Consider the following 20,153-nt stretch of genomic DNA (forward strand, 5'->3'; position numbering starts at 1 on the left):
GAAGCAAGCGTCTCGAAGGATGGCCGCAACACCTGGATCGCGGCCATCCTTCGAGACGCGCGCAAGAGCGCGCTCCTCAGGGTGAGGTCTGGGGCCGCTTTGCAATACCCTCGATGAACAGATCGAGGATGGCTTCCGCGGTGCGCTCGGCTTCCGCCTCCGCGATGCCCCAGCGCGGAAAATGGCCGTCGATATTCATCCGGGCAAAGCCGTAGACCAAAGCGCGGCCGGCGATCTGGACCTGCTTCAGATCGAAGGGGCGCAACTGCCCCTGCGCGCTGGCCTCGGCGAGCATGCGCTCGGTCAAGCCGATCAGCTCAGTGTTGTCGCGCGACAGCTCGGTCGCCTTGTCGTGGTCGAACAACCTCCCGCTCGAGATGATCTCGAAATGGGTCGGGTTGCGCATCGCCCAGCGCAGGTAAGCAAGGCCAAAGCTGCGGAACCGCGCCAGCGGATCGCCGGCCGGCGCCTCCGCCAGCGCCTTGTCGATCTCGCCCCGAAAACGCCGCTGCGCTTCTTCGGCGACCGCGGTCAGCAGCGCCCCGCGGCTTTGGAAATGCCGGAACGGCGCTCCCGGCGAGACGCCGGCGCGGCGCGCCGCCTCGCGTACGCTGACCGCTTCGACGCCGCCCTCCTCGACCAGGGTAAGCGCCGCGTCGATCAGGACGCGCCTGAGATCGCCGTGATGATACGGTTTTGGCAGTGGCGCGGCGCGGCGCGCGGGCCGGCGGCGCGTTTTGGCTGAGGCGTCTTTCATTGGCGAGATTTCCACTGCAGCGGCTTCATCCTTCGAGACGCGGCGAAGACGCCGCTCCTCAGGATGAGGTCTAGACCCTCATGGTGAGGAGCACGGCAACGCCGTGCGTCTCGAACCACGAGGCCGTGCTCTAGCATCACCCGATCGTGAATGTAAGCGGTGATTACACAATTGACGGCCTGCCCGGCCGATATGTAACTGGTGATTACATTATCTCACAGGGGGAGCCCATGATGTCGCCAAACCGTCAAAGCTGGTTCGAAGGCTGGCGGCTGTTCGCCGTGCTGACGCTGACCCTGATCGCGCTGTGCGTCTGGATCGCGGGCATGCGCCAGTTCGAGGTCGACGGCGTGCGCATGGTGGTTCGCTTCACGGCGCGGACCTCGCTGTTGTTCTTCTGCCTCGCCTTCTCCGCCGCGGCGCTGGCGCGGCTGTGGCCAAACGCCTGGACGCGGTGGCAGCGCCGCAACCGCCGCTATCTCGGCGTGACTTTTGCGGCGTCGCATGGCTTGCACGCCATTGCCATTGCCCTGTTCGCCGTGACGGCGCCGGCCGATTTCGCGGCCGCGACCTCAGCCGCCTCCTATATCTTCGGCAGCATCGGCTACGCCTTCATCATCGCCATGGCCGCGACCTCGTTCGACCGCACCGCTTCCATGATCGGCCCGCGCGCCTGGCGTATCCTGCATCTCACCGGAGGCTATTATCTGTGGTTCCAGTTCATGGTCTCCTTCGGCAAGCGCATCCCCGGCATGCCGCTATACGCGGCCTTCCTGATCCCGCTTCTGGCTGTCATGGCGCTGCGGCTGATCGCCATGGCGTCGGCGCGAACGCCGCGCACCGTGCAGGCGCGATAGCGGCAAGGATCGATAGCTGAAGGGATCACTGATGGCCGAGGCCTTCCAGCTCGCGGGCGCGCGCTTCCGTCATGCTGCGCATGCATTCGCCGGCGTCGATCCGGGCGATGGTGCCCTCGCCCAGGCCGTAGTAGAGACAATTGGCGTCGCGATATTGAATCCATAATCGCTGCGCGGCGCGCAGTTGCTCGCGCTGCTGCGGCATCGCGTCTTTCAGGGCCTGCTGATAGGCGACGTTCATCTGCTTGTCCCACTGCGCGGTTTTGCCCTTCAGGCATTCGACCATGTCGTAGGTGCTGCCGTCGCAGGATTGGGCGGGATCGCCCTGGTCGCCGGCGTACGCGGCCCGCGTCAGCAGGCAAATCGCGGCGGCGACCGCGGTCAACGCTCGCGGCATCGCGGGCATTTCAAGCTAATTTCGGCGGCATCAAGCCGAGCCGCTTGGCGATGATCCGGTCGACCGTGCGCTTCGGCAGCACCGAAGTGACGAGGTGCCGGATCGGGTCCGGGGCGACCTGGTAGCGCACCTTGGGGTGGGCCGAGGTCAGGGCCTCAGCGATGGTTTCGGCGATCTTCTCCGGCGGCAATCCGATTTCGCCGAGATGCAGCATGAATTTGCGGATTCGTTCCAGCGGCGGGAAGAACGGCGAGTTCTTGTAGGGAGAAATGTCGACTTCCTCGGCCTTGCCCCAGATCGGCGTCTTCACTGCACCCGGTGCTACGATGATGACGTCGATGCCGAACAGCATCATCTCACGGCGCAGGCTTTCCGACAGTCCCTCGACCGCGTGCTTGGAGGCCGAATAGGCCGACATCAGCGGATTGCCGTTTTTCCCCGCGACCGAAGAGATCATCACGATCCGCCCTTTCGCTCCCTTCAGCGACGGATCGGACCCGAGCAGCGGGCCGAAAGCTTGGGTAGCAATGATCGGCCCGATCACGTTGACGTCCATCTGGCGGCGGAATTCGTCGGCCGAAAGCTCCAGCACCGGCCCCGCCACCGCGATGCCGGCGTTGTTGACGAGGCCTGCCAGCGTCTCGCCATTGAGCGTCGCGCGGACCTCGCGGGCGGCTGCCAGCACCGCGGCCTCATCGGTGACGTCGAACAACAAGGGGGTAAAATTCGTGCCGAACTCGGCTTTCAACCGCTCGGCATCGGCCCGCTTGCGCACGCTGCCGAACACGCGAAACCCGCGATCGAGCAACAGTTTTGCGGCGGCCCAGCCGATGCCGGTGGACGCGCCGGTAATGACGACAGATTTCATGGTTGAATTCCTCTCCGAACGATTTTTTCGCTCAGCGCGGAAAACGCTGATCCCCCGTTTGCTCGGCTGCGCATGATATCACGCGCCGGCGGGTTCGACCCGTGCTTGTGACACCCAGGTCCGGTAAAGCCGGGTACGCCGCTTGGTGAGGATCTGCTGGCGGATCAATGCCAACAGCGGACTGGCGTCGGGTTTCGGCCGCTTGCCTTTGCCGAGGCGGCGCAGTTGCAGCTTCACCAGCGCCATCCTCGCAAAGCTCGCATAGGCCTTGTTGCGCCAGCCGACGCTCGGCATTTCGATATCGAGTGCTTCGCCGCCCTTCCACCGTTCGGGCAGCCTCGGCTCGAACGCCATGGCGCTGGCGATGCCGACCATGGCGACCCCCGGCCTGCCCTCGTTTGGCTTCAGCGCCTGCTCGGCGACGGCGCGCCGGCGGATACCGCCGGTGACCATGACCGGCATCCGCGCAACCGCGCTGATGTCGCGCGCGAAATCGAGAAAATAAGCTTCGCGCACGGCGGTGCTGCCGGCCTGCGGCGCGCCTTGCATGGCCGGGCTTTCGTAGCTGCCGCCGGACAACTCCACGAGATCGACCGGCAACTCGTTGAGCCAGCGCACCACCTGCACGGCGTCCGACGCCTCAAAGCCGCCCTTCTGGAAATCGGCAGAGTTCAGCTTTACCGCGACCGAGAAACCGGGCGAGACCGCGGCTCGCACTGCCCTAACCACATCGAGCAAGAGCCGCGCGCGATTATGCAACTCGCCACCCCATGCGTCGGTGCGCCGGTTGGTCAGTGGCGAAAGAAACTGGCTGATCAGATAGCCGTGGGCGGCATGGATCTGCACGCCGGAAAAGCCGGCGGCTTCGGCCAGTCTGGCGGTGGTCACGAAACGCGCGACAATCGCAGCAATGCCCGCGGCATCCAGCTCGCGCGGCACAGGAAACAGATGCGAATAGGAACCCATGTCGACGCCGACGGCCGACGGCGCCACCGCCCCTTGTCCCATCGCTGCGAACACCTGCCGGCCAGGATGGTTGATCTGCAGCCATGCTTGGCTGCCGCCACGTTTCGCCGCCCGGGCCCAGGCCTTGAACGGTTCGATCGGCTGGCGCTCGTCGAGCACCACGCCGCCGGGTCCGGTCAGCGCGGTTGGATCGATCATCACATTGCCGGTCAGGATCAGGCCGACGCCACCCTCGGCCCAGCTTTCGTAGAGGCGCCGCAGGCTTTCGCCCGGGAGCTGACCGCTATCCGCCATGTTTTCTTCCATCGCCGCCTTCGCAATGCGATTGGGAACGACCGCTCCATTCGGCAGTATCAGGGGAGCAAACAGCGACGACGGCGGCATGAATGCGTGCATGGATTGTCCTTGAATTCGGTGACAGACGGGGGCACTCTACACCTTCAACCTAACTTGAAGGTCAAGGTCTGTTCGAAGGAGACACCGCCATGCAGATTGGTGAGCTGGCGCGGCGGTTCGCCGTGGCGCCGTCCAAAATCCGCTTCCTGGAGGACGAAGGCCTGGTGAAGCCGGTCCGCAGGACGCGGGCGGGCTACCGCGAATATGACGAGAGTTCGGCTGACGCGCTAGCCATGATCCTGCAGGCGCAATCGCTCGGCTTTACGCTCGAGGAGATCAAGGGAGCGCTTGCGGAGACCAAAATTCACGGCCTGCGCCGTGATTACCTGATCAGGCAGATCGAGCTGAAATTGAATGAACTTGACCGTCACATCGCACAAGTGAACGAACTACGCGCGCGGCTGGTCTGCGCCAGCAACGAGCTCAAGGCGCGCATGAAGAACGGCGAGAAATGCGACACGAGACCTCCGGCGCCTCCGCAGATCGGAACGAACAAGCCGCGCCCGGTGCATCGGGTTCATCGTTGAAGTCCGACGATAGCGGGACAAGGGTGCTCTCGTTCCGCCGTCGCCGCAGGAATCCTACTACGCGTGCCCGTCGCTGATCGGGCCGAACAACTGCCATTTTGCGCCGGTGAATTTCAAGCGCAAGACATTGCTCATTGCGAGATCGTCGCATTTCGACCCAAGGCGGACGCCCCTCCATGCAGGAGTGATCAGGATCATTCGGCAGGTACGCCAACCACTGACGCCGGCATGCGGTTTGGAATGTGCAGAAACAGCGCGCAAATGATTGCAGCGATCAGGCCGAGCAAAGCGAGCCCGTAAAGTCCGCCCGAATAGCTGCCGGTCAGGTCTTTCATGACGCCGATATACCAGGGTCCGAAGAAGCCTCCGAGGTTGCCGATCGAGTTGATCCAGGCAATGCCTGCTGCGAGCGCCGCACCGCTGAGAAACATCGGTGGCATGGCGAAAAACGGGCCCTTCGAGCCATAAAAACCCATCGCGGCGATCGACATTCCAACGAGCGCCCACCAGGTCCCCATGGTCATGCCGGCGATGACAAGCCCTGCCGCCGAGAACAAGCAGCCAATGAACAGATTCCAGCGCCGCTCGTTCATGCGATCGGAGATGCGGCCCCACACCACCATGGCGATGGCGCCGCACGTATAGGGAATCATGGTGAGCCAGCCGACCGTCATGTTGCTGTAGTCACCGAGCGACTTGATCATTTGCGGAATGAAAATCAGCATGCCGAGGCTCGCAGTGACGATGCCGAGATAGTTCAACGCCAGCAGCAGCACCTTGGGATTGTAAAGCGCCTGCCACAGGGTGAATTTGCGCACCGCCTCGGTGGCGCGGCGCTCAGTGGCGATCGTGGTGACGAGCCAGTTTCGTTCCTCCGTGGTGAGGAATTTTGCCTGCTCAGGCCGATCGGTGAGCACGAAAAATGTAATCACCCCGATCACCACGGTTGGGATCGCCTCGGCGATGTACATGATTTGCCAACCTCGCAGACCGAACAAGCCGTCCAGGCCGAGAAGCCCCGTCGATATCGGTGCACCCACCGCCACCGCGACCGGCAGACCAATTAGAAATCCGGACACGATCCGGGCGTGATGATGGCCCGGAAACCAATAAGTAAAGTAAAGGATGATGCCGGGAAAGAATCCGGCCTCGGCGACCCCGAGCAGGAAGCGCACGATCGCAAAGCTCGTCGAACCCGTCACCACGGCGGTCAGCCCCGCCAGAATTCCCCAGGTGATCATGATCCGGGCGATCCATATTCTGGCGCCGAGCTTTTCCAGGATCACGTTGCTCGGGACTTCGAAGATGAAATAGCCCCAGTAGAACATGCCGACGGCAAACCCGAAGGTGCCGGCCGACATGCCGAGGTCCGTGCGCATGGTGAGCCCGGCGAAGCTCACATTGATCCGATCGATATAGGCGAACACATAAGACAGAACCGCAAACGGCAGCAGGCGCAGATAGACCTTGCGCATGGTCGATCGTTCGAGCGTACGATCCATGGTTTCCTCCCCGGGATTTTATGGCGAGCCCCGGCTTCTGCCGATGTTTTGATAATGTCAGCGTAACACAACGCGTAGCGTATCAATTGAGATGTGTATCAGTTTGAAATCTCCGAATGCCCGTCGATGATCGGGCCGAACAACTGCCATTTCTCGCCGGTGAAGCGCTCCATCTGCACCTGTTCGATCGGGTAGAAATCGGTCGGCGAGGTCTTGATGCGGATTCCCGGGATATAGGTGTCGATCTCGAAGTCCATGTCGGCGACGATCTTCATGACATTGGCGCGCGTGAGGTTGTCGCCGCACCGTTTCAGGACATAGACCAGCGCGGTCGACAGATTATAGCCCGTCAGCGGCCCGCTCTCGGACCTGTCGGCTTCCGGATAATATTTCGCCATGAAGGCGCGGTATCGCTGCATGCCGGGATAGCTGTCCCATTGCGGGTCGGTGACATCCATCTGGTAGCCGGCGCTCAGGATACCTTTGGAGTTGTCGAGGCCGGCGGGCCTGAGCACCGCGCCGACCGAGGCCGACACGTTGGTCATGATGTGGACCGGATGCCAGCCGAGCTCGGCGACCTTCTTGATCGCTTGCGCTGCAAATTTCGGCGTGCCGATGTTGACGAAGATATCCGGGTTCGCGGTTTTGATTGCCACCACCTGGGAATCCACGGTGGGCACGCTGATCTCGTAGGAGATGCTTGCGACCACCATGGCATCGTATTTGTCGCGCAGCACGTCCTTCAAACCGAGAATGTAGTCCTTGCCGAAATCGTCATTCTGATACAACACGCCGATCTTCGCGTTCGGATAGTGCTGCAGGATATAGGTCGCGTAGATGCGCGCTTCGGCCCGGTAGTTCGGCTGCCAGCCGATGGTCCAGGGGAAGTGCTCGGGATCGCCCCAGCGCGAGGCGCCGGTGGCGACGAACAGCTGCGGCACCTTCATGATGTTCATGTATTTCTGGATCGCGGCGTTGCTCGCGGTGCCGAGCGGAGCGAAGATCAAAAACACCTCGTCGCTCTCGACCAGCTTGCGCGCCTGCTCCACGGTTTTCGGCGGGCTGTAGGCGTCGTCGTAACTGATGAAATTGATTTTGCGCCCGTTGATACCGCCATTGTCGTTGATCATCCGGAAATAGGCGCTCATCGTCTTGCCGATGATGCCGTAGGCCGAAGCCGGCCCGCTATACGGCATGATGTTGCCGATCTTGATTTCGGTATCGGTGACGCCGGTATCGTATTTTTTCTGCGCGAGCGCCGGCACGGTAATTGCGGCGATGATCAGTCCGGAAAGTCCAAGCGAAAGACCAAGTGCAAGAATAAATCCAAGTGAAAGACAAAGCGTCCTGAAAAAATCCTTGAGCGCGCGCTTCATGAGAACTTTGCTCCTCGGGGCCAGGCGTGACGGCTTTGGTCGGACGGTTTCCTCGAATTTTTTTTGTGACGAGATCGACGATAGCAGGCGCGCAGGCTTGCCGGAAGCGGCAGCCGGAGGCGATTTGTCGCGTAACGCACACAAGGTGCGGCGCAACAAACCGCGTAAGATGATGGTGCCGCGTTTGCGCGCGATGCGGAACTAGCCATGCCAACGCGGCCGGGTTATCTGGAAACGATCGGGATTGCTGGCAAAAACCTGCGGGGAAGACATGCAGCGATCGGTCAGGCCTTGGCTCGTTGTGGCCGCGTTCGGCTTGCTTGCGGGCTGCGTCTATCGCTACCTCGCCGACGATCCGGACGAAGCCAGTCTCGGGTTCTACCTGCGCAGCTCCGTCCATGGCATGGGACTGGCGCTCGCCGGCTGGGCGGTTCATCTCTACTTCACCTCCCGCAGCAGCGAATGGTTGAGACGATGGCCGCTTGTCGTCGAGGTCGTCGTGCAGTCCGTGGTCATGGCGATCGTTGTCGCCGTCGTCGCCGTGGCTTTGCAGGCCGCCCTCTACGGTCACCGGACCGCGGCCTCGTGGCCCACCTACAACTTCCCTCGCATCGTTGCCGTCGCCTTTCTGATGTCCGCCCTGGTCGGGACATTCTATGAACTGACGCGACTCGTCGGCAGCCGGGTGCTCCTCAACGTCATCCTCGGACGGTACCGAAGGCCAGTGCGGGAACAGCGCGTGCTGCTGTTTCTCGATATCGTCGGATCGACGTCGCTGGCGGAAAAGATGGGGGAGTTGCGCATGCATCAGCTTCTCACGCAGTTCTTCTTCGACATCGACGCGGCGATCACAGCTCATGATGGCGAGGTGCACGCCTATGTCGGGGATGAGGTGATCGTAAGCTGGCGGCTTGCCGCCAAGGAGCCGGAACCGCGTTACCTCGATTGCTTTTTTGCGATCCAGGACAGGATCGCGGAGCGAGCGGATTTTTACCGGCGCGAGTTCGGCCTGGTGCCGAATTTCCGCGCCGGATTGCATGCCGGACCGGTGGTGATCAGCGAGTGCGGGGATTCGCGCCGGCAGATCGCCTATTTCGGCGACACCATGAACGTCGCGGCACGGCTGCAGGAATATGGCAAGGTGGTGGGCCGGGCGCTGCTGGTCTCGGGCGATCTGCCCCGCCTGGTGCGCCCCGGCAGCGATCTCATCGTCGAAGCGCTCGGCCCGACACAGCTGCGCGGGCGCGCCGCGCCGGTCGAGGTGTTCGCGGTGGAGCGGCGTCAGGTGGCGAACGAATGAGCCGAACGAGCGGCAGTCCGCTCCCTCGCCCCGCTCTTCGCGGGGAGAGGGTTGGGGTGAGGGGCTGCTGCCGCGAATGCGGTGGATGAGGAGTGCGCGGTGACTCCCCCTCACCCGGATCGCACCGGACGATGCTTCGCATCGCCGAGGCGATCCGACCTCTCCCCGCAAGCGGGGCGAGGTTAAGAGAAGAAAATCAATTCTTCGTCTTGTCGACCAGCGCGCCCTTCTTGATCCAGGGCATCATGTCGCGCAGCTTGACGCCGACTTCCTCGATCGGGTGGGCGGCGAGTTTGGCGCGGGTGGCCTTGAACGAGGTCTGGTTGACCTTGTTCTCCAGCATCCAGTCGCGCGCGAATTTGCCGGACTGGATGTCGTCGAGCACCCGCTTCATCTCCTTCTTGGTCGCCTCGGTGACGATGCGCGGGCCGGTGACGTATTCGCCGTATTCGGCGGTGTTGGAGATCGAGTAATTCATGTTGGCGATGCCGCCTTCATAGATCAGATCGACAATCAGTTTTACTTCATGCAGACATTCGAAATAGGCCATCTCCGGCGCGTAGCCGGCTTCCACCAGCGTTTCAAAACCGCCCTTGATCAGTTCGACCAGGCCGCCGCACAGAACCACCTGCTCGCCGAACAAATCGGTCTCGCATTCCTCCTTGAACGAGGTCTCGATGATGCCGGCGCGGCCGCCGCCGATCGCCGAGGCATAGCTCAGGCCGAGGTCGTGGGCATTGCCGGAGGGGTCCTTGTGGATCGCGATCAGGCAGGGCACGCCGCCGCCGCGCTGGTATTCCGAGCGCACGGTGTGGCCGGGGCCCTTTGGGGCGATCATCAGCACGTCGAGATCGGGACGCGGGTCGAGCAGGTTGAAATGCACGTTGAGGCCGTGGGCGAACACCAGCGCCGCACCCTTCTTCATGTTGTCGTGCAGATGCTCGCGGTAGATGTCGCCCTGCAACTCGTCGGGGGTGAGCATCATCACGAGGTCGGCCCATTTCGCGGCGTCGGCCACTTCCATCACCTTGAAGCCGGCGGCTTCCGCCTTCTTGGCGGAGCCCGATCCCTTGCGCAGCGCGATGGCGACGTCCTTGACGCCGGAGTCCTTCAGGTTCAGCGCATGGGCGTGGCCCTGGCTGCCATAGCCGACGATGACGACCTTCTTGCCCTTGATCAGGTTCAGGTCGGCGTCGCGATCGTAATAAACACGCATGGTCGTTCCTTTTTCGCTGGCCGGGCGGAGCGCCCGGATCGTCGTGTGTTCTGAAGGGGTGGCTGGTGATTTCCGGCGTTGTCTAGTCCATTTTTCGCTTCCTGGGAAACCCGTTTCTGCATGGCGCGCTGCGGCATCATGCGTCCATAAAGACCGGATAGAGCGAGGCCAGCAGCAATACCGCCATCACGATGTTGAACGCCCGCACGGCGCTCGGCGACGTCAAGAGAGGCCGCAGCGCGCTTCCGAACAGCGCCCAGGCCACCGTCGACACCGTCCCGACCACCAGGCTGATGGCGGTCTGGATCACGATGTTCCAGGGGAAGCTCGCGATCGCGGCGTAAGCGGTGATGGTCCCGATCACCATCACCCATCCCTTGACGTTGACCCATTGGAACATGGCGGCGCCCCAGAAGGTCATGGGGCCGCGCAAATTGTCCTGTCCCGTGGTTGCCGTCCCGGACATCGCAATTACGATGGCGAGATAGATCAGATAGGCGGCGCCGGCATATTTCAGGACCGTTTGCAGCACCGGATAGGTGATGAAGATCGTCCCGAGGCCGAGACCTACGGCGGCGATCATAAAACCCATACCGAGGGTGATGCCCGCGATATGCGGCAACGTGCGGCGAAAACCGTAAGTCAGTCCCGAGGACAGCAGCATGACGTTGTTCGGCCCCGGCGTGATGAACATCACCGTGGCGAACAGGACAAAGGCGAAAAGCAGCGATTGCGACATGAGACTGCTCACGCGATCTTCGGCAAGGTTTGCGGCCGCTTCGACAGCAGCATGATGGCGATGCCGCACACCACGATGACCATCCCGGAAAGCCGCAAGGGCCCGAACCGCTCGCCGAACACGATCGACGATGCGGCGGCGCCGACGAACGGCACCAGCAACGCGAACGGCACCACCTGGGCTGCCGTGTAATCCCGCAGCAGCCGGCCCCACAGCCAGTAGGCGATGCTGGTCGAAATCGCGCCGAGCGCCAGCATGCAGGCAAATCCGGCAAGCGACATGTGGATCAGCGCGTGCCAGGTCGCCTGCGGTCCGTCGGTGAGCAACGCCAGCGCCAATAGCGGCAGTGGCGGCACCAGGCAGAGCCAGGCGAACAGGTCGAACATCGGCACGTCGCGCGCCTGCCGCAGCAACAGATTGCCGATCGCAAAACTGATCGGCGATATCATCAGCACCGCGAACGCGCCGGCGCTGAAATCATAACCAACCGTGCCGCAAATCATCAATAGGCCAACGGTGGCGACGCCGATGCCGAGGCCTTGCAGCGGCGTCGGCATTTCGCGAAACGCGATCACCGCGAAAGCAATGGTGAACAGCGCCTGACTCTGCACGATCACGCTGGTGAGTCCGACGGGAACGCCTTGCGCGATGCCGTAAGCCTGCGCCAGAAACTGTCCAAGAAATAGCGTAAAACTGATCGCGATCAGAAGCGGCCAGGACACGTTCGGCCTGGGCACGAACAGGCACGGCACGGCGGCGATGGCAAAGCGCAGCGCCGTCATCAGCGCGGGGGGAAGTTCGTCGAGCGCGATCCGGCTCGCCACAAAGGCAAGTCCCCAGATAACCGCCACCAGGACGGCGATACCGATATCGGCCGGCTTCATCTTGTTCTTTTTCTAGCTCTGTTCGCCGGGTTTCGGTTTGCGCAACAAATAAGTGCCGTGCAGCGGCGCGTGGTAATCTGCCGAGACGAGGGTGAAACCGACATCGGTCAGCATCCGCTCGATCACCCAGCCGAAGGTCGAATATTCGTCGCGCATATGGGTGACGACACTGTCGCGCGAAAATCCGTGATTCTTGATGTTGAAATCCGCCCACTGCTCGACGTCGCGTTCGGGGCCGTCCGGCACGCTGACGAACACGATGTCGCGCAGGTAGAACATGCTTCCTGGTTTGAGCGCGCCGAAAATCCGCGCCAGCGCCACCGCCTTCCAGAAATCCGGCAGATGATGCAGCGCGAACTCGCTGACAATGAGATCATAGGAATTGGGCTGATAGGCAAAGCTCAATAGCCCCGCCGACTGGGTCCGGATCGCCACCCTGCGATCGCGCGCCTGGAGCTCCGCGAGCGCCAGCATCGCCGGCGAAATATCGATGGCGTCGACCTCGGCGCCCATCAGCGCCGCCTCGCACGCCAAAACGCCGTTGCCGCAGCCGATATCGGCGACCCGCCAGCCGCGCTGCACGCCCAGCATGTTCAGCGCCGCGCGGGCCCGCAAATCGCTGTCGTCATGGCGGTCGTAGATCGAGGCGACAGCGGAATCGAGCCCGATCTGCCGCCGTTCGTTATAATACCAGTCGCGCGCCAGCATGGGTCACATCCCCTCGGGCCCGCGGCCGATGGCGGCAACCCCGGTGCGCGAGATCTCGACCAGGCCGAGCGGGCGCATCAGGTCGATGAACTGGTTGATCTTGCCGGAATTGCCGGTGATCTCGAACACGAAGCTTTCGGTGGTGGCGTCGATCACGCGGGCGCGGAACGCTTCCGCCAGCCGCAGCGCCTCGACGCGGTGCTCGCCGGTGCCGCGCAGCTTTACCATTGCCAGTTCCCGCTCGATCGAGCGGCCGGACAGCGTCATGTCGACCACGCGATAGACCGGCACCATGCGGTCGAGCTGATGCTTGATCTGCTCGATCACCATCGGGGTGCCGGTGGTGACGATGGTGATGCGGGAGAGATGTTTCTGATTCTCGGTCTCCGAGACCGTGAGGCTTTCGATGTTGTAGCCGCGCCCCGAGAACAGCCCGATCACGCGCGCGAGCACGCCCGGCTCGTTTTGCACGAGCACCGAGAGCGTGTGCGCCTCGGTCGGCTCATGGCGATCTTCCATGAAGTAGGCGGATGCGGGCTGGTTCATTGTGGTCCCCATTGTCTTATTCGTCATGCCCGCCTCTCTTCGTCATACCCGCGAAAGCGGGTATCCAGTAATCGCTGACGCCTGAGATGGACTCGATAGCGCGCGGCGTGCTGGATCGTCCGGTCAAGCCGGACGATGACGGTGGAGTTTGCGGTCGCTGTTGCTTCACAACCATGATCTTCCTCACACCAGCACCTTGCCGTCGGCGACGGCGTCCGGAGCGATCCAGCGCTGGAACAAATCGAAATCGATATTGCCGCCGCTCAGGATCAGGCCGACCCGTTTTCCCCGGAGCTTCGGCTTGTCCTGCAGGGCTGCGGCGAGAGGCGCGGCGCCGGCGCCTTCCGCAAGGTTGTGGGTATCGGTCCAGTAGGCGCGGATCGCCGCTGCTACCTCGTCGTCGGTGACCTGCGCGATGCGCGAGGCACCCTTGCGGATGATCGCGAGCGCGTCCGGATCGGGGACGCGGGTCGCCATGCCGTCGGCGAGCGTATCGCTGCTGTTCGTCATCACGACCGTGCCGGCCGCGAACGACAATGCATAGGATGGCGCTTCGGTCGACTGCACGCCGATAATTTCGGTTTTCAATCCAAGCAGATCGCGCGCCAGGATGCAGCCACAGATGCCGGAGCCCTGACCGATCGGGACATAAAGGACATCCAGGTCCGGCGCCTTGCGCAGGAGTTCGAGTGCATAGGTCGCGACACCGAGAACGAGGTCCGGGTGGAAGGCCGGCACGATGTGAAGACCTGATGTCTCGGCATGGCGATAGGCCTGTTCGCGCGCGGCCTGGAAATCCTCGCCATGTTCGACCAGCTCGGCGCCAAAGGCGCGCATGGCGCGATTTTTCTCGACCGAATTCCCGCGCGGCACGTAGATCGTGACCGGCAGACCGTGACGGCTCGCGGCAAAGGCCAGGCTCTGGCCGTGATTGCCTCGCGTCGCCGAGATGATTCCGATCGTGTCGGGCCGTTCGCGCTTCAGGCGATCGACGTAAACCAGCCCGCCGCGCACCTTGAAGGCGCCGATCGGGGTATGGTTCTCGTGCTTGACGATAACGCTCGTGCCCAGCCGCTCCGCCAGCAACGGCCACGCATGCGCAGGCGTCGGCGGCATCGCCGCCGCGACGACAGTGTGGGCGCGTTCCAGTTGCGAAAGGTCAAACATTTTGGCTTCCGTCGATCTTCCCTGCACCCCAGCCACACCTCTCGTCATCCCCGCGAAAGCGGGGATCCAGTAAACGCAGGCACATCGGCTTGAACGCGAATGCCGCGGCGTACTGGATCGTCCGGTCAAGCCGGACGATGACAGCGGAATTTGTTTTCACCCTCACACCAGCGCCTTGCCGCCGGCGAAGGCCGCGGCGGTCGCTTCGTCGTTGGCTTCCGCCGGCAGCAGCATTTCGTTGTGCGCCTTGCCGGAGGGGATCATCGGGAAGCAATTTTCCAGCGCCGCCACCCGGCAATCGAACAGCACCGGGCGCTTTACGGCGATCATCTCCTTGATCGCGCCGTCGAGGTCGCCGGGCTTTATCGCCTGGAGGCCGACGCAACCGAAAGCGTCCGCGAGCTTGACGAAATCCGGCAGCGCCTCGGAATATGTGTGCGACAGCCGGTTGCCGTGCAGGAGCTGCTGCCACTGCCGCACCATGCCCATATACTGGTTGTTCAGGATGAAGATCTTGATCGGCAATTCGTGCTGAACGGCGGTCGACATCTCCTGCATCGTCATCTGCACCGAGGCGTCGCCGGCGATGTCGATCACGAGGCTGTTGGGATGGGCGACCTGGACGCCGACCGCCGCCGGCAGGCCATAGCCCATGGTGCCCAAACCGCCCGAGGTCATCCAGCGGTGCGGCTCCTCGAAGCCAAAAAACTGCGCCGCCCACATCTGGTGCTGGCCGACTTCGGTGGTGATGTAGACATCGCGCCCGCGCGTATTATCGAACAGGCGCTGGATCGCGTATTGCGGCAGGATCACATCGTTGTTCTTTTTATAGGACAGCGAATTGCGCGCCCGCCATTTGGCGATCTCCTGCCACCAGGAGCGAATATCCGGCTTTTTCGCTTCCGCCTTGAACACCTGCAACAGATCGCCGAGCACATTGGCGGCGTCGCCGATGATCGGGATATCGACGCGGATGTTCTTGTTGATCGAGGACGGATCGATGTCGATGTGGATTTTCTTCGAACCCGGCGAGAACGCATCGACGCGTCCGGTGATGCGGTCGTCGAAGCGCGCGCCGACGCACAGCATGGCGTCGCAGCCGTGCATCGCCATGTTGGCCTCGTAGGTGCCGTGCATGCCGAGCATGCCGAGCCAGTTCTTGCCCGACGCCGGATAGGCGCCGAGCCCCATCAAGGTGGAGGTGATCGGGAATCCCGTCGCTTCGACCAGTTCGCGCAGCAGTTTTGAGGCTTCCGGCCCGGAATTGATGACGCCGCCGCCGGAATAGATGATGGGACGCTTGGCGGAAGCGAGCAGCGCCACCGCTTTACGGATTTGCGTCGCGTCGCCCTTGACCCGCGGCGTATAGGACACGTGCACGTCGGACTTCCGCGGCGGGTGATAGGTGCCGAGCGCGAATTGCACATCCTTGGGCACATCGACAAGGACAGGGCCGGGACGGCCAGTGCTCGCGACATAAAACGCCTCATGCAGCACCTTGGCGAGATCGTTGACGTCGCGCACCAGCCAATTGTGCTTGGTGCAGGGCCGGGTGATGCCGACGGTGTCGCATTCCTGGAAGGCGTCGTTGCCGATCAAATGCGTCGGCACTTGCCCGGTGATGCAAACCAGCGGGATCGAATCCATCAGCGCGTCGGTCAGCGGCGTCACCATGTTGGTGGCGCCGGGACCTGAAGTCACCAGCACCACGCCCGGCTTGCCGGTTGAACGCGCATAGCCTTCGGCGGCGTGGCCGGCGCCCTGCTCATGCCGGACCAGGATGTGCTCGACATCGCTCTGCTGGAACAGTTCGTCATAGATTGGAAGCACCGCGCCGCCGGGATAGCCGAAGATGTGCTTGACGCCATGATCGATCAGCGCCCGCACGATCATCGCGGCTCCGGTCATCTTGTTCGGATCGTGGCTCTTGTCGCTCATGGCTTGCTCCGGATGCGCTGTTGTCAGCGGCTTCTTTCAGTTGCGTGGCTTTAGTGGCTTAGAAAATAAAAAGGGGCCCAAGAGGCCCCATGCACACCGCCCGAATTTGGGATGGCCTTAGCCATCCCCGGCGGTGTGCCTGGGTACGACGACGATAAGCAGTTTGGTAATTTTATTACGCATATAGCCGCCTGGACTTCCCAAAGGTTGCGCGGTTATAGCTGCCGAGGCCTAGAAGTCAAGGGAAGGCAGCACGAAGCGCGATTTGGGCAGCTTAGCCGGGTTTTTTGGCCCCGGCGAGAGCGAAAATGCGGCGTTCAGCCATGCGCGGGCTCCTCTCACCCGTCATTCCGGGGCGCGCGAAGCGCGAACCTCAGATGTGCAATTGCACATCGGGGAATCTCGAGATTCCGGGTCTGGTCCTTCGGACCATCCCGGAATGACGGTGGTGAGCCATCCCCCCGCCTCCTCCGGCTTGACCCATTGAAACTCCGGCAGCTGATGGCGGAACCAGGTGAATTGGCGTTTGGCGTAATGACGGGTGTCGGCGCGGCCGATCGCCGCCGCCTCTTCCAGCGTTATCTCGCCCTTGAGATGCCGGATCAGCGCCGGCACGCCGTGGGCCTTCATCGCCGGCAGCAGGGGGTCGAGTTTTCGCGCGGCCAGGCCGGCGACCTCTTCCAGCGCGCCGGCTTTCACCATCGAGTCAAATCGGGCATCGATCCGCGCGTAAAGCTGATCGCGATCTGGCTCGAGAAACAGCGCGCTGAACTCTCCCGGAGGCAACAGCGGCGGCAATCCCTCGCGATGCCAGTCGGTAAGCGACCGTCCGGTCGATTCGACAACTTCCAGGGCGCGGGCGATGCGGGTGCGATCGCGCGGCTTCAGGCGTTCGGCGGAGACCGGATCGCGCCGCCTAAGCTCGGCATGAAGCGCCTCGACGCCATCGCGATCGAGCCGCGCGCGTACGCCTTCGCGCACCTCGGCGGCAATCGGCGGCACCGCCGACAATCCGCGTGTCAGCGCCTTGAAATAGAGGCCGGAGCCGCCGACAAAAATCGACAGGCGATCTTGCGCGCGCGCTTCCGCAAGGACCTTGGCGGCATCGGCCACCCAGCTTCCTGCGGAGAAATTCACGGCGGCGTCGACATGGCCGTAGAGCCGGTGCGGGACCCGCGCCTCTTCATCGACCGTCGGCCGCGCGGTGATCACCCTGAGATCGCGGTAGACCTGCATGGAATCGGCATTGATGACGACGCCGCCGGTTTTTTGCGCAAGGTCGATGGCGAGCGCCGACTTGCCGCTGGCCGTCGGCCCTGCGATAAGCACGGCCTTGCTGCTCACTTGCGAACTCACGTCAAATGTCTCTCGTCGCCACGCTGATCTCCAATCCCGCCGACCCCGCGCTCGATAGCACGGTGGTGGATGGCGCGCGCGCCATTCTGCCATCGCCCGGCACCGCGCACTGGCTGTTCGACGAGGTGGCGGTCGATATTCCCTTTGCCGGCCAGATTCCTTTAGAAGGCCCGGATATCCGCGCCGTCGAAGCCCGCCTGCGCGAGGCGCGCGGCGATCTGCCGATCGACATTGTGGTGCAGCCTCAGGGGTTCCGGCGCAAGAAGCTTTTGCTGGCCGACATGGATTCCACCATGATCGGCCAGGAATGCATCGACGAATTGGCGGATTTTGTCGGCATGAAAGCCGAGGTCGCCAAAATTACCGAGCGCGCGATGCGCGGCGAAATCGAGTTCGAGCCGGCGCTGCGCGAGCGCGTCGCACTGCTAAAAGGCTTGCCGGTCGGCGTGGTCGACGAAGTGCTCAAGACACGCATCACCCTTAACCCGGGCGCCCGCGAGCTGGTCGCAACCATGCGGGCGCACGGCGCCTACACCTGCCTGATCTCCGGCGGATTTACGCTTTTCACCGGCGCGGTGGCAGCCATGATTGGGTTTGACGAACACCGCGCCAACGAGCTGATCGTCGAGGACGGCAAACTGACCGGCGAAGTCAAGGAGCCGATTTTGGGCCGCGCGGCAAAGCTCGCCACCCTGATCGAGCTCACCGACTCCTTCGATCTCGACGACATCGATACGCTGGCGGTGGGCGACGGCGCCAACGATCTCGGCATGGTCCAGGCCGCAGGCCTCGGCGTCGCCTACCACGCCAAGCCTGCGGTTGCGGCAGCAGCCGCGGCGCGGATCGACCACGGCGACCTCACGGCGTTGCTCTATGCGCAGGGGTATCGACGGGACGAGTTTGTGGGGGGATAGGCTCAATGCCGACTGTCCTGCGTTGGGGACCGTATCGTGCGTTCTTCTATTCGAACGAACGCGGCGAGCCGCCACATGTTCACGTCCGGGCAGCAGATTTCGAAGCCAAGTTCTGGCTGCATGACCTCTCAGTCGCGGTGAATGCGGGATTTCCCGCCCATGAAATCGGCGCTATTATCCGCCATCTGCGATCACAGCGCGATGTCCTCGAAGGCAAATGGCATGAGCACTTTGGAAATTGATGTCGGCGATATCAGGCCGGTCTCGGTTGTCTTCACCGCCGACGAGCTTGTGGTGACGCTGGCGGACGGCCGCAGGATCGCCACTCCGCTGGCCTGGTACCCGCGGCTGCGGGATGCGAACACCGCAGCGCGCGCGCGCTTCGAGCTTATGCCGATGGGCATCCACTGGCCTGAGCTTGATGAAGACCTTGGAGTTGCAGGAATGCTGGCTGGTCGGCCGGCTATTTGATTGTATGGGCGCATATAGCTGTCATGCCCGGACTTGATCCGGGCATCCACCAACCTTCAAAGTAATCTTGCAAAGAGGATGGATGGCCGGGTCAAGCCCACCACTGTCCGGTTCATTGGAAGTATAGTCCAAGTTTCAACTGATCGGGGTTTATCGGGATCGGCTGTAGGGGTTCGAGCAAATGGTTGATCGGGCGTCTGTGCATGAGGTTGGTGCGGACGAGGCGGGCAAATTCGAGAGGGCTGTGCACCGCTTTTTGAGCCAGCTGGGCCATGCGCAAGATGAGAAAGGCGATCAGGGCGATGGCGATCTGAATGCGGACGGCATTCTCGGAGACACCGATGAAGTGCCTGATTCGAAGCGTCTGCTTGACCCAGCGAAAGAACAATTCGATCTGCCAGCGCTGTTTGTAAAGCTCTGCGATCTCTTCTGCCGGCGCGTCGAGATCATTGGTCACGATGCGCAACAGCTTACCGGTGTCGATGATCACGGTGATCTCTCGGACCGGAACTTGCAGCGGATTTTTGCGGCTGTTGGCGAGCCGGGCCGGCAAATGACCGACGCGGTCGCGCAGAATATTGCTGTTTTTGGGGACGCGGTTCTCCTTTACCACGCTGAACGGGGTATTCTTCTTCAGTCGCGTCACGAAGCGGCAGCCGGCGTCATCGAGCCGCGCCCACCAGCCATAATCGTAATAACCGAGGTCGTAGACGTAGGTTGCGCCCGGCTCGATCGGCATCGCCTTGGCGGCTGTGATGTCGTTGACGTTAGCGGGCGTCACCGCAAAGTAAACCGGCCGATCGGCATTCGGATCGTAGACGATATGCGCCTTGGCGCCGAACACATCGGCCGAAAATGTCGCCCAGCCTTCGCTCAGGCTGGAGAGCCGAACACTGGTGGAATCAATGAGCCGGACCGCGTCTGCCGTCGCGCGCCGCAGCCCACGATGCGCTTGCGGCAGCATCTGCGCGAACAGCTCGCTGAACACTTGCCAAGGCCGCGTCGAATTGGCGTCCGACATCGTCGAACGCTTCACCGGTGCCGCCCCCACGTGATAAAGCCGCGTCTCGTGGCTCGCCATCCCGGTCACGACCTCCCGCAGGCTCGTCGAGCCGCTCAATTGCCCGTACAGCAATGCGATGAACTGACGCTTCGTCGTCAATTTCCGCACCAGCCGGTCGGCCCCGTACTTCTCCACGATCTGTTCGAACTTAGACCAAGGAACGTGCTTTGTTAGACTGTGAAATACGCTATTCTGATGCCGCATG

At 62.6% G+C, this 20,153-nt stretch carries 21 protein-coding genes; 6 read left to right on the plus strand and 15 right to left on the minus strand.

Translation table 11 applies throughout. From position 1 onward, the window contains the following. Positions 1–76: 76 nt before the first annotated feature. The gene (locus tag B5526_RS10245) at positions 77–757 is read right to left on the minus strand and encodes a TetR/AcrR family transcriptional regulator (protein WP_079538092.1); all 681 of its coding nucleotides are present in this window, start codon (positions 755–757) and stop codon (positions 77–79) included. A gap of 233 nt (positions 758–990) precedes the next feature. On the opposite strand from B5526_RS10245, the gene B5526_RS10250 reads away from it, so the two are divergent. Continuing rightward, a complete protein-coding gene (locus tag B5526_RS10250) occupies positions 991–1,614 on the plus strand; it encodes a hypothetical protein (RefSeq protein ID WP_079544867.1) in 624 nt (207 codons plus the stop codon). 25 nt (positions 1,615–1,639) lie between these two features. On the opposite strand, the gene B5526_RS10255 is transcribed toward B5526_RS10250, so the two are convergent. The 3 genes from B5526_RS10255 to B5526_RS10265 form a co-directional block, all read right to left on the minus strand. Further along, positions 1,640–2,011, minus strand: a complete 372-nt coding sequence (locus B5526_RS10255) for a lysozyme inhibitor LprI family protein (protein WP_244562257.1) — start codon at positions 2,009–2,011, stop codon at positions 1,640–1,642. A gap of 10 nt (positions 2,012–2,021) precedes the next feature. Further along, complete coding sequence (locus B5526_RS10260) at positions 2,022–2,879, minus strand: SDR family oxidoreductase (protein ID WP_079538093.1); 858 nt, start codon at positions 2,877–2,879, stop codon at positions 2,022–2,024. A gap of 78 nt (positions 2,880–2,957) precedes the next feature. Then, positions 2,958–4,241 (minus strand): NADH:flavin oxidoreductase/NADH oxidase family protein, encoded by a 1,284-nt coding sequence (locus tag B5526_RS10265; RefSeq protein ID WP_244562258.1) that lies wholly within the window; start codon positions 4,239–4,241, stop codon positions 2,958–2,960. 89 nt (positions 4,242–4,330) lie between these two features. Here B5526_RS10265 and B5526_RS10270 point away from each other — a divergent pair, with 89 nt between their 5' ends. Continuing rightward, positions 4,331–4,768, plus strand: a complete 438-nt coding sequence (locus B5526_RS10270) for a MerR family transcriptional regulator (protein WP_079538094.1) — start codon at positions 4,331–4,333, stop codon at positions 4,766–4,768. 194 nt (positions 4,769–4,962) lie between these two features. Here the strand turns inward: B5526_RS10270 and B5526_RS10275 are convergent, their stop codons facing one another. Continuing rightward, positions 4,963–6,270 carry an MFS transporter gene (locus B5526_RS10275; RefSeq protein WP_079538095.1) on the minus strand — a complete coding sequence of 436 codons (1,308 nt, stop codon included), beginning with the start codon at positions 6,268–6,270 and terminating at the stop codon, positions 4,963–4,965. Between the two features lie 98 nt (positions 6,271–6,368). Then, on the minus strand, positions 6,369–7,646 hold the full coding sequence (locus B5526_RS10280; protein WP_079538096.1) for an ABC transporter substrate-binding protein: 1,278 nt from the start codon (positions 7,644–7,646) through the stop codon (positions 6,369–6,371). A gap of 301 nt (positions 7,647–7,947) precedes the next feature. Here B5526_RS10280 and B5526_RS10290 point away from each other — a divergent pair, with 301 nt between their 5' ends. Continuing rightward, a complete protein-coding gene (locus tag B5526_RS10290) occupies positions 7,948–8,946 on the plus strand; it encodes an adenylate/guanylate cyclase domain-containing protein (protein ID WP_244562259.1) in 999 nt (332 codons plus the stop codon). A gap of 196 nt (positions 8,947–9,142) precedes the next feature. Here B5526_RS10290 and ilvC read toward each other — a convergent pair whose 3' ends face one another. The 8 genes from ilvC to miaA form a co-directional block, all read right to left on the minus strand. Beyond that, a complete protein-coding gene (gene ilvC, locus B5526_RS10295) occupies positions 9,143–10,162 on the minus strand; it encodes a ketol-acid reductoisomerase (protein ID WP_079538099.1) in 1,020 nt (339 codons plus the stop codon). Positions 10,163–10,298: 136 nt separating this feature from the next. Continuing rightward, the gene (locus B5526_RS10300) at positions 10,299–10,901 is read right to left on the minus strand and encodes a LysE family translocator (RefSeq protein ID WP_079538100.1); all 603 of its coding nucleotides are present in this window, start codon (positions 10,899–10,901) and stop codon (positions 10,299–10,301) included. An 8-nt stretch (positions 10,902–10,909) separates the two neighbouring features. Further along, positions 10,910–11,785: an EamA family transporter gene (locus B5526_RS10305; RefSeq protein WP_079538101.1), complete on the minus strand. Its 876-nt coding sequence runs from the start codon at positions 11,783–11,785 to the stop codon at positions 10,910–10,912. Between the two features lie 12 nt (positions 11,786–11,797). Then, positions 11,798–12,493, minus strand: coding sequence for a class I SAM-dependent methyltransferase (locus tag B5526_RS10310; protein WP_079538102.1), 696 nt, complete (start codon positions 12,491–12,493; stop codon positions 11,798–11,800). Between the two features lie 3 nt (positions 12,494–12,496). Then, the gene (ilvN, locus tag B5526_RS10315; protein ID WP_079538103.1) at positions 12,497–13,039 is read right to left on the minus strand and encodes an acetolactate synthase small subunit; all 543 of its coding nucleotides are present in this window, start codon (positions 13,037–13,039) and stop codon (positions 12,497–12,499) included. Positions 13,040–13,222: 183 nt separating this feature from the next. Then, the gene (locus B5526_RS10320; RefSeq protein WP_079538104.1) at positions 13,223–14,206 is read right to left on the minus strand and encodes a threonine dehydratase; all 984 of its coding nucleotides are present in this window, start codon (positions 14,204–14,206) and stop codon (positions 13,223–13,225) included. Between the two features lie 162 nt (positions 14,207–14,368). After that, complete coding sequence (locus B5526_RS10325) at positions 14,369–16,144, minus strand: acetolactate synthase 3 large subunit (RefSeq protein WP_079538105.1); 1,776 nt, start codon at positions 16,142–16,144, stop codon at positions 14,369–14,371. A gap of 345 nt (positions 16,145–16,489) precedes the next feature. Further along, positions 16,490–17,500 carry a tRNA (adenosine(37)-N6)-dimethylallyltransferase MiaA gene (miaA, locus tag B5526_RS10330; protein WP_244562260.1) on the minus strand — a complete coding sequence of 337 codons (1,011 nt, stop codon included), beginning with the start codon at positions 17,498–17,500 and terminating at the stop codon, positions 16,490–16,492. A gap of 5 nt (positions 17,501–17,505) precedes the next feature. Here miaA and serB point away from each other — a divergent pair, with 5 nt between their 5' ends. From serB to B5526_RS10345, 3 genes are read left to right on the plus strand one after another with little or no spacing between them, the layout of a single operon-like run. Further along, complete coding sequence (gene serB, locus B5526_RS10335) at positions 17,506–18,414, plus strand: phosphoserine phosphatase SerB (RefSeq protein WP_079538106.1); 909 nt, start codon at positions 17,506–17,508, stop codon at positions 18,412–18,414. Positions 18,415–18,419: 5 nt separating this feature from the next. Continuing rightward, positions 18,420–18,656 carry a DUF4160 domain-containing protein gene (locus B5526_RS10340; RefSeq protein WP_079538107.1) on the plus strand — a complete coding sequence of 79 codons (237 nt, stop codon included), beginning with the start codon at positions 18,420–18,422 and terminating at the stop codon, positions 18,654–18,656. After that, positions 18,637–18,885 (plus strand): DUF2442 domain-containing protein, encoded by a 249-nt coding sequence (locus B5526_RS10345; protein WP_079538108.1) that lies wholly within the window; start codon positions 18,637–18,639, stop codon positions 18,883–18,885. Before B5526_RS10340 ends, B5526_RS10345 begins: the two co-directional genes overlap by 20 nt. Positions 18,886–18,997: 112 nt before the next feature. On the opposite strand, the gene B5526_RS10350 is transcribed toward B5526_RS10345, so the two are convergent. Further along, a complete protein-coding gene (locus B5526_RS10350) occupies positions 18,998–20,152 on the minus strand; it encodes an IS4 family transposase (RefSeq protein ID WP_079544713.1) in 1,155 nt (384 codons plus the stop codon). Position 20,153: the final 1 nt, after the last annotated feature.

Origin of the sequence: Bradyrhizobium lablabi (genome assembly GCF_900141755.1) — a bacterium.
Classification (GTDB): Bacteria; Pseudomonadota; Alphaproteobacteria; order Rhizobiales; family Xanthobacteraceae; genus Bradyrhizobium; species Bradyrhizobium lablabi_A.

Coding starts and splice junctions, on each gene's coding strand:
- B5526_RS10245 (WP_079538092.1), bottom strand. CDS start 757: ATGAAAGACGCCTCAGCCAAAACGCGCCGCCGGCCCGCGCGCCGCGCC.
- B5526_RS10250 (WP_079544867.1), top strand. CDS start 991: ATGTCGCCAAACCGTCAAAGCTGGTTCGAAGGCTGGCGGCTGTTCGCC.
- B5526_RS10255 (WP_244562257.1), bottom strand. CDS start 2,011: ATGCCGCGAGCGTTGACCGCGGTCGCCGCCGCGATTTGCCTGCTGACG.
- B5526_RS10260 (WP_079538093.1), bottom strand. CDS start 2,879: ATGAAATCTGTCGTCATTACCGGCGCGTCCACCGGCATCGGCTGGGCC.
- B5526_RS10265 (WP_244562258.1), bottom strand. CDS start 4,241: ATGCACGCATTCATGCCGCCGTCGTCGCTGTTTGCTCCCCTGATACTG.
- B5526_RS10270 (WP_079538094.1), top strand. CDS start 4,331: ATGCAGATTGGTGAGCTGGCGCGGCGGTTCGCCGTGGCGCCGTCCAAA.
- B5526_RS10275 (WP_079538095.1), bottom strand. CDS start 6,270: ATGGATCGTACGCTCGAACGATCGACCATGCGCAAGGTCTATCTGCGC.
- B5526_RS10280 (WP_079538096.1), bottom strand. CDS start 7,646: ATGAAGCGCGCGCTCAAGGATTTTTTCAGGACGCTTTGTCTTTCACTT.
- ilvC (WP_079538099.1), bottom strand. CDS start 10,162: ATGCGTGTTTATTACGATCGCGACGCCGACCTGAACCTGATCAAGGGC.
- B5526_RS10300 (WP_079538100.1), bottom strand. CDS start 10,901: ATGTCGCAATCGCTGCTTTTCGCCTTTGTCCTGTTCGCCACGGTGATG.
- B5526_RS10305 (WP_079538101.1), bottom strand. CDS start 11,785: ATGAAGCCGGCCGATATCGGTATCGCCGTCCTGGTGGCGGTTATCTGG.
- B5526_RS10310 (WP_079538102.1), bottom strand. CDS start 12,493: ATGCTGGCGCGCGACTGGTATTATAACGAACGGCGGCAGATCGGGCTC.
- ilvN (WP_079538103.1), bottom strand. CDS start 13,039: ATGAACCAGCCCGCATCCGCCTACTTCATGGAAGATCGCCATGAGCCG.
- B5526_RS10320 (WP_079538104.1), bottom strand. CDS start 14,206: ATGTTTGACCTTTCGCAACTGGAACGCGCCCACACTGTCGTCGCGGCG.
- B5526_RS10325 (WP_079538105.1), bottom strand. CDS start 16,144: ATGAGCGACAAGAGCCACGATCCGAACAAGATGACCGGAGCCGCGATG.
- serB (WP_079538106.1), top strand. CDS start 17,506: ATGTCTCTCGTCGCCACGCTGATCTCCAATCCCGCCGACCCCGCGCTC.
- B5526_RS10340 (WP_079538107.1), top strand. CDS start 18,420: ATGCCGACTGTCCTGCGTTGGGGACCGTATCGTGCGTTCTTCTATTCG.
- B5526_RS10345 (WP_079538108.1), top strand. CDS start 18,637: ATGAGCACTTTGGAAATTGATGTCGGCGATATCAGGCCGGTCTCGGTT.
- B5526_RS10350 (WP_079544713.1), bottom strand. CDS start 20,152: ATGCGGCATCAGAATAGCGTATTTCACAGTCTAACAAAGCACGTTCCT.